The 6,579-nt window shown below is 74.0% G+C and carries 6 protein-coding genes; 4 read left to right on the top strand and 2 right to left on the bottom strand.

What is annotated here, in order from left to right; genetic code table 11:
* The first annotated feature begins 117 nt into the window (after nt 1-117).
* Both E1293_RS42840 and E1293_RS42845 read left to right on the top strand, forming a co-directional pair.
* Complete coding sequence (locus tag E1293_RS42840) at nt 118-1,680, top strand: FAD-dependent monooxygenase (RefSeq protein WP_132205219.1); 1,563 nt, start codon at nt 118-120, stop codon at nt 1,678-1,680.
* A 1-nt stretch (nt 1,681) separates the two neighbouring features.
* Nucleotides 1,682-3,640, top strand: coding sequence for an aconitate hydratase (locus E1293_RS42845; protein WP_132205221.1), 1,959 nt, complete (start codon nt 1,682-1,684; stop codon nt 3,638-3,640).
* Nucleotides 3,641-3,690: 50 nt separating this feature from the next.
* Here E1293_RS42845 and E1293_RS42850 read toward each other — a convergent pair whose 3' ends face one another.
* Entirely contained in the window at nt 3,691-4,098 is a 408-nt protein-coding gene (locus E1293_RS42850) for a DUF2795 domain-containing protein (protein ID WP_132205223.1), read from the bottom strand.
* A gap of 100 nt (nt 4,099-4,198) precedes the next feature.
* On the opposite strand from E1293_RS42850, the gene E1293_RS42855 reads away from it, so the two are divergent.
* Complete coding sequence (locus E1293_RS42855) at nt 4,199-4,546, top strand: DUF7668 domain-containing protein (protein WP_132205225.1); 348 nt, start codon at nt 4,199-4,201, stop codon at nt 4,544-4,546.
* A 21-nt stretch (nt 4,547-4,567) separates the two neighbouring features.
* On the opposite strand, the gene E1293_RS42860 is transcribed toward E1293_RS42855, so the two are convergent.
* A complete protein-coding gene (locus tag E1293_RS42860; protein WP_207939441.1) occupies nt 4,568-5,962 on the bottom strand; it encodes a cytochrome P450 in 1,395 nt (464 codons plus the stop codon).
* Nucleotides 5,963-6,106: 144 nt separating this feature from the next.
* Here E1293_RS42860 and E1293_RS42865 point away from each other — a divergent pair, with 144 nt between their 5' ends.
* Entirely contained in the window at nt 6,107-6,295 is a 189-nt protein-coding gene (locus E1293_RS42865; RefSeq protein ID WP_132205229.1) for a DUF5302 domain-containing protein, read from the top strand.
* Nucleotides 6,296-6,579: the final 284 nt, after the last annotated feature.

The following is a 6,579-nucleotide window of genomic DNA, read 5'->3' on the forward strand; positions in this document are numbered from 1 at the left end:
GTCCAGGGCTGAGAGCCCGGCCGCACCGGGGCTCGCGGCCAGGTGATGCCGGGCGGTTCCTGGGAAGTGTTCCCTGCGCGGGCGAGGCCGCCCGCCGCCGAGTGAGAGGGGAGCGCGATGCCGCCCACCGGGAGGCCCGCCGGGAACGTGCTGATCGTGGGGGCCGGACCGACGGGGCTGCTGCTGGCGGGTGATCTCGCCGCGGCCGGGATCGGCTGCACGGTGCTGGAGCGCCGCCCGGAGGAGACGAGCAACCTGACGCGGGCGTTCGCCGTGCACGCCCGCAGCCTGGAGATGCTGGACGCGCGCGGCGTCGCGGCCGGCCTGATCGCCGCCGGCGAGCGGCTCGGCGGGCTGCAGCTGCTCGGCTCCGCGGCCCTCGACCTGTCGCGGCTCCCGGGCCGGTTCCCCTACGTGCTGGTCACGCCGCAGTACGAGACGGAACGGGTGCTGAAGGAACGGGCCGTGGCCGCGGGCGCGGAGATCGTGCACGGTGCCGAGGTCACCGGCCTCCGCCAGGACGTGACGGGTGTGGACGTCGAGGTGCGGACGAGCGGCGGCGGCACGCTGACCCGCCGCGCGTCCTACGTCGTCGGCGCCGACGGGGTGCGCAGCACCGTCCGGAAGGCGCTCGGCCTGCCGTTCCCCGGCCACGCGGCGGTGCGGTCGGTGATGCTCGCCGACGTCCGGCTGGACGAGGCGCCCGCCGGCGTCCTGACCGTGGGCGCCGTCGGCGACGCGTTCGCGTTCCTCGCCCCGTTCGGCGATGGCTGGTACCGGGTGATCGCCTGGAACCGGCGCCACCAGGCGCCCGACTCCGAGCCCGTCGACATGGACGAGCTGCGCGAGGTGGCCCGCCGCGCCCTCGGCACCGACCACGGCATGCGGGACCCGCGCTGGACGTCCCGGTTCCACAGCGACGAGCGGCAGGTCCCGAAGTACCGGGTGGGACGGGTGTTCCTCGCCGGGGACGCCGCGCACGTCCACTCGCCGGCGGGCGGCCAGGGCATGAACACGGGGATGCAGGACGCGGCGAACCTCGGCTGGAAACTGGCCGCCGAGCTGCGCGGATGGGCGCCGTCGTGGCTGCTCGACAGCTACCACGAGGAGCGGCATCCGGTCGGGCGGCTCGTGCTGCGGGGGAGCGGCGCGCTGCTGCGGTTCGCCCTGGCCGAGCCGCGCTGGCTGCGGGCGGCGCGGAGCGCGGCGGCGTGGGCGGCCACGCATGCCCGGCCGGTCGCGCGGCGTTTGGCGGGCGCCGTCTCCGGCATCGACATCGCCTACCCGGCGCCGCGCGGGTCCCATCGCCTGACCGGGAGACGGGCGCCGGACGTCCCGCTGGCCGGCAGCCCGGGGCGGTTGTACGAGCTGCTCGGCGACGGGCTGTTCGTCCTGGTCGTCGCGGTGAACGACCCGGCGGTCACCTACCTGGCGGCCAAGCGGTGGGCCGGCCGGGTGCACTGCGTCCTCGCGGGCCGGGCGACCCGCACGACCGCGCTGGTCCGCCCCGACGGCTACATCGCGTGGGCCACCGACGAGACCGCGCCCGACCGGCGGGCCGCCGCGATCCGGGACGCGCTGAACCAGTGGTGCGGGCGGCCCGCCGACCGGCCCGTCCACGAACCGCAGCCCATCGAGACCGTGCCCGGGGAGGACGGCCCCCGGGAGGGGAGGAACTGACATGACCGAAGGCACGGGGGGCCGGAACGTCGCCCGTAAGCTGATCGCCTCGCACCTGGCGAGCGGCGAGATGACGCCCGGCACCGAGATCGGGATCCACGTCGACCAGACGCTCACCCAGGACGCGACCGGCACGATGGTGATGCTGGAGCTGGAGGCCCTCGACCTGGACCGGGTCAAGACGGACGTGTCCGTCCAGTACGTCGACCACAACCTGCTGCAGGCCGACGAGCGGAACATGGCCGACCACATCTTCCTGCGGTCCGCGTGCCGCCGGTACGGGCTCTGGTTCTCCAAGGCCGGGAACGGCGTGTCCCATCCGACGCACATGCAGCGGTTCGGCGTGCCCGGCGCCACGATGGTCGGCTCCGACTCCCACACGTGCGCGGCCGGATCGCTCGGCATGCTCGCCATCGGCGTCGGCGGGCTGGAGGTCGCGATGGCGATGGCCGGGGAGCCGCTGCACATCACGATGCCGGAGATCTGGGGCGTCCGGCTGACGGGCGTGCTGCCGCCGTGGCTGAGCGCCAAGGACGTGATCCTGGAGATGCTCCGCAGGCACGGGGTCCGCGGCGGAGTCAACCGGATCATCGAGTACCACGGCCCGGGGCTGGCGTCGCTGACGGCGATGGACCGGCACGTCATCGCCAACATGGGCGCCGAACTGGGCGCGACCACGACGGTGTTCCCGTCCGACGAGCGGGTCCTTGAGTTCCTGCGCGCGGAGGGACGCGCGGACGACTTCACCGAACTCGTCGCCGACGCGGACGCGTCCTACGACGTCACCGAGGAGATCGACCTGTCGGCGCTGGAGCCGCTGATCGCCCGTCCCAGCTCGCCCGGCGACGTGGTGCCGGTGCGGGAGGTCGCGGGGGAGGACGTCCACCAGGTCGTCGTCGGGTCGTCGGCGAACCCGGGGCTGCGCGACTTCGCGTCCGTCGCGGCGATCGTGAAGGGCCGCCAGGTGCCTCCGGGAGTCTCGCTGGACGTCAACCCGACGTCCCGGCAGATCCTCGTCGACCTCACCCGGATGGGCGCGACCGCGGACCTGATCCAGGCGGGCGCCCGCATCCACCAGGCGGGCTGCCTCGGCTGCATCGGCATGGGGCAGGCGCCCGCGATCGGCCGCAACAGCCTGCGGACGTTCCCGCGCAACTTCCCCGGGCGGTCCGGCACCAAGGACGACCGGGTCTGGCTCTGCTCGCCCGAGACCGCCGCGGCCGCCGTCCTCACCGGGCGGATCACCGACCCGCGCGACCTCGGCATGGACCCGCCCGCCGTCCGGCTGCCCGAGACGTCCAGCGTCAACCGGGAGATGCTCGAAGGCCCGCCGCCCGAGGACGAGGCGCGCCGCGTCGAGCTGGAGAAGGCGCCCAGCATCGGCGCCCTGCCCGAACTGGACCCGCTCCCGGACGCCATCGAGGTGCCCGTCGTCATCAAGGTCGGCGACGACGTGTCCACCGACGAGATCCTCATGGCGGGCGCCCAGGCGCTGCCGTACCGGAGCGACATCGCCAAGCTCGCCGACTTCGCGTTCATCCGGCTGGACGAGGGCTATCCGGAGCGCGCGCGGGAGGCCGGGCAGCACGCCGTCGTCGGCGGCCGCAACTACGGGCAGGGGTCGTCCCGCGAGCACGCCGCGATCGCGCCGCGCCACCTCGGGCTCCGGCTGGTGCTCGCCCGCGGATACGCCCGCATCCACTGGCAGAACCTCGTCAACTTCGGGATCCTGCCCCTCGAGTTCGCCGACGAGGGCGATTACGACCGGATCGAGCAGGGCGACGTGCTGCGCGTCGAGAACGTCCGGGACGCATTGAAGGCCGGGAAGGGGATCGACGTCCGCAACACCACCAAGGACGAGACGTATCAGGCACGGCACCGGCTCTCGGCACGGCAGCGGGACCTGGTCGCCGCCGGCGGCCAGATCCCGCTGCTCCGCGAACGCGCGCTCGGCCGGTGACCCGTCAGTCTCGTGGCGGGGGGACGACCCCCCGCGCCCCCGGAAGGGGCTCAGTAGCGCCGCTCTTCCCTGCCGAAGCCGAGTTCTTCGGCGACGTCCGCGACGTTCTCGTACTCGCGCTTCGGCAGAGTCCGCAGCCGATCGACCGCCTCGTCCGGCGCGCCGTCCTCGGCGGCGTGCCTGACCAGCTCGTTCGGCCGGGCCGGGTACCGGACGCCGGTCAGCATCCGCGCCAGCGCGCTGCGGCTCTCGACGTCCTGCGCGCTCATCCCGGGCGGGGAGCCCTCGCGCTCGTCGGCCGCGGGCGCCGTCGGGTCCGCGGGGTAGTCGTCGGAGAAGGGCTCGGTCTCCTTGAACTCCTCGGCGTGCGTGGGATGACCGCCGCTGACCATGCCCCGCGTCTCGCGGCCGATCTCCTCGTCCAGCTTCGGGCCGTGCTTGTCGCTCTTGTCCGGCATCGTTCGTCCTCCCTGCGCGCCTACGCGTCAGAGCGTTCCCGGGCGGGCGTGTCCAAACATGCGGGCGATCTTGCGGGCCGGGCGCGGTACGGTGTGGCGCATGCTGCCTGAGGAGGGCGTGAACGCCGTCCGGCTCGTGGTCGCGCTGCTCGTCCGGGGCGAGTACGAGGACCTTGAGACGCTGACCGAGGGACGCCGGCTCAGCGCGTCCGGCATGGCCGACGCGATCACCGGATACGGGTGCGACCTGATCAGCCCGCCGGAGGACGCCTTCGGCGAGCTCACCTTGACGGGCGTCGAGCAGGTGTCCGCCGAAGAGCGCGTGTTCCGTGTCGAGTTCCCGCTCTGGACGGCGCAGGAGGGCCGCTCCCGGCTGCGGCTGCGCCTCACCCTCACCGAGGTCATGGACGGCGTGTGGACCGCCGAGCTGGACGGCATCGGCGCCTGACCGGTCGGGACCGGCGCCCGCTCAGGGCTGGGCGATGCGCATCATCCGCAGGACGCGCCGGACCAGCGAGTCCTGCCCGCCGTCGCCCTCCGGGTCCTGCTCGGGTGCCTCCCCGGCCTCGGCGGGTGCGGGCTGCGGCGCCGGCGGGTCCGCCGCCAGCTCGTAGGTGACCGGCAGCGACCGCAGGCCCCGCATCAGCGGGGACGAGCGCCACGGCAGCTGGTCGGCGGGCAGCGAGAGCCGCAGCGCCGCGAAGCGGTCGAACAGCCGCTCCACCGCGATCGTGGTGATGACGGTGGCGAGGTCGCGGCCGAGGCAGGCGTGCGGCCCCGCGCTCCAGGCCAGATGCGCGCGGGAGCTGTAGATCGAGTCGGGCGCGCCGGCCGAGGTGAACGCCGGGTCCAGGTGCGCGGCGGCGGGCGACACCATGACCGGGTCGCCGGCCGCGATCTGGAACCGGCCGACCCGCACGTCGGCCTTGGCCCAGCGGAACGCCAGGTTGGCCATCGGCGGGTTGGCGGCCGTCGCCCGGTTGATCGCCTCCTGGATCAGCCCGGCGGACAGGCTGTCGCGGGCGCCGGTCTCGCCGATGAGCACCTCGGTGATGGTGTTGCAGATCAGCGTCCCGGTCACGTCGCCGACGAGCCCGCACATCATGGCCATCTCGCCGGCCAGCTCCGCGGCGGTCAGGTCCGGCACCGCGGCCAGCATGTAGGACGGCAGGTCGGCGCCGGGCGCCGCCGTCCGCGCCGCGCACAGCTCCGCGACCCGGGCGAGCAGCCGGTCGGACGCTTCGCGCGCCTCCGGGCCGGCGTCCATCACCCGCCACAGGTCGATGATCAGCTCGTCGCCGCTGTCGGCGCCGGAGCCGAGCAGCCGCCCGATGACCATCAGCGGCAGCGGCCGGGCGTACTGCGCCGACAGGTCGGCCCAGCCGGACCGGCCGCCGTGCTCCGACAGCACCGTGATCAGCTCGTCGGCGTACCGCCGGACGGCCTGTTCGAGGGCCTTGGCCTCCGGCCGCGTCCGGTCCTGGAACGGCCGCAGGCCCTCGCTCCACGCGCTGCGGAGCCGGGTGGAGTCGGCGCCGTCGCGGAACCCGCAGTTGTCGGATTCGACCACCGGCAGCATCGGCCAGTCCGCGGGCACCGCGCCGTCCCGGTAGGCGCGCCAGTTGCCGACCCGCCGGCTCCAGATCCCGCGCGCGTCGCGCAGGATGTCGAGCGTCTGCGGGTAGCCGATGACGAGCCAGGCGGGCACCCCGAGGACGTCCACCGGGGCGACCGGGCCGTACTCCGCGCGCAGCCGCTCGTAGAACACCGCGGGCCGGGTCTCGTAGTCGCGGTTCAGCAGCGGCTGGACGGCGAGCGCCTCCAGCGGCGGGTGGGCGGGGGAGTGATCGGTCTGTGGCTCCACGTGCACAAACCCTAGGAGAGATCGTTTGCCGTTGAGCCGATTATGCTGGAATCTCCCACGATGATCTCCTGGGCGTGCACGGGTCCGCGGTCCGCGCGGGGTATGTGACGCTAGGTGTGCACCGTACGAGAGCTGGAGGTCCGCATGGCCGACTCGGCAGCAGAACCCGCTGACGGCGAGGACGACGTGAAGCGCAGGTTCCGGGAGGCCCTGGAGCGCAAGCGCGGAGCGGCGGCCAAGAACGCCGGCGCGGGCGGCAGGAGCGGCTCGAAGGTGCGCGGCACCCACGACCGCGCCGATCACCAGCGGCAGTTCCGCCGCAAGAGCGGCTGAACCGCACGCCTATCTGACCCCCGCGCGGGAGGCGCGGGGGTCGATTCATGCCCGGGTCCGTGCGGGGCCCGTGCGGGTGCGCTCGCGGCCCGACCAGGGGGCGCCGTCCGATTCCGCCGAAAACGGGACGGTCCATTTGGTGATGATCAACCCTTGCAGGACCAAAAGCCGCGATTCACCCTCGTGGGCATGCTCCCCAGAATTCGCCAGGGACCCATCGGTCTCCTCGCTCTCACCGCCGCCTGTGCGCTCTCCGCCGCCGTCCTGACCGCCCCCGCCAGCGC

The organism is Actinomadura darangshiensis, assembly GCF_004349235.1.
In the GTDB taxonomy this organism is placed as follows: domain Bacteria; phylum Actinomycetota; class Actinomycetes; order Streptosporangiales; family Streptosporangiaceae; genus Spirillospora; species Spirillospora darangshiensis.

Excerpts from the sequence above, each read along its gene's own strand:
- E1293_RS42845 (WP_132205221.1), top strand. The coding sequence starts at position 1,682 with ATGACCGAAGGCACGGGGGGCCGGAACGTCGCCCGTAAGCTGATCGCC.
- E1293_RS42840 (WP_132205219.1), top strand. The coding sequence starts at position 118 with ATGCCGCCCACCGGGAGGCCCGCCGGGAACGTGCTGATCGTGGGGGCC.
- E1293_RS42850 (WP_132205223.1), bottom strand. The coding sequence starts at position 4,098 with ATGCCGGACAAGAGCGACAAGCACGGCCCGAAGCTGGACGAGGAGATC.
- E1293_RS42855 (WP_132205225.1), top strand. The coding sequence starts at position 4,199 with ATGCTGCCTGAGGAGGGCGTGAACGCCGTCCGGCTCGTGGTCGCGCTG.
- E1293_RS42865 (WP_132205229.1), top strand. The coding sequence starts at position 6,107 with ATGGCCGACTCGGCAGCAGAACCCGCTGACGGCGAGGACGACGTGAAG.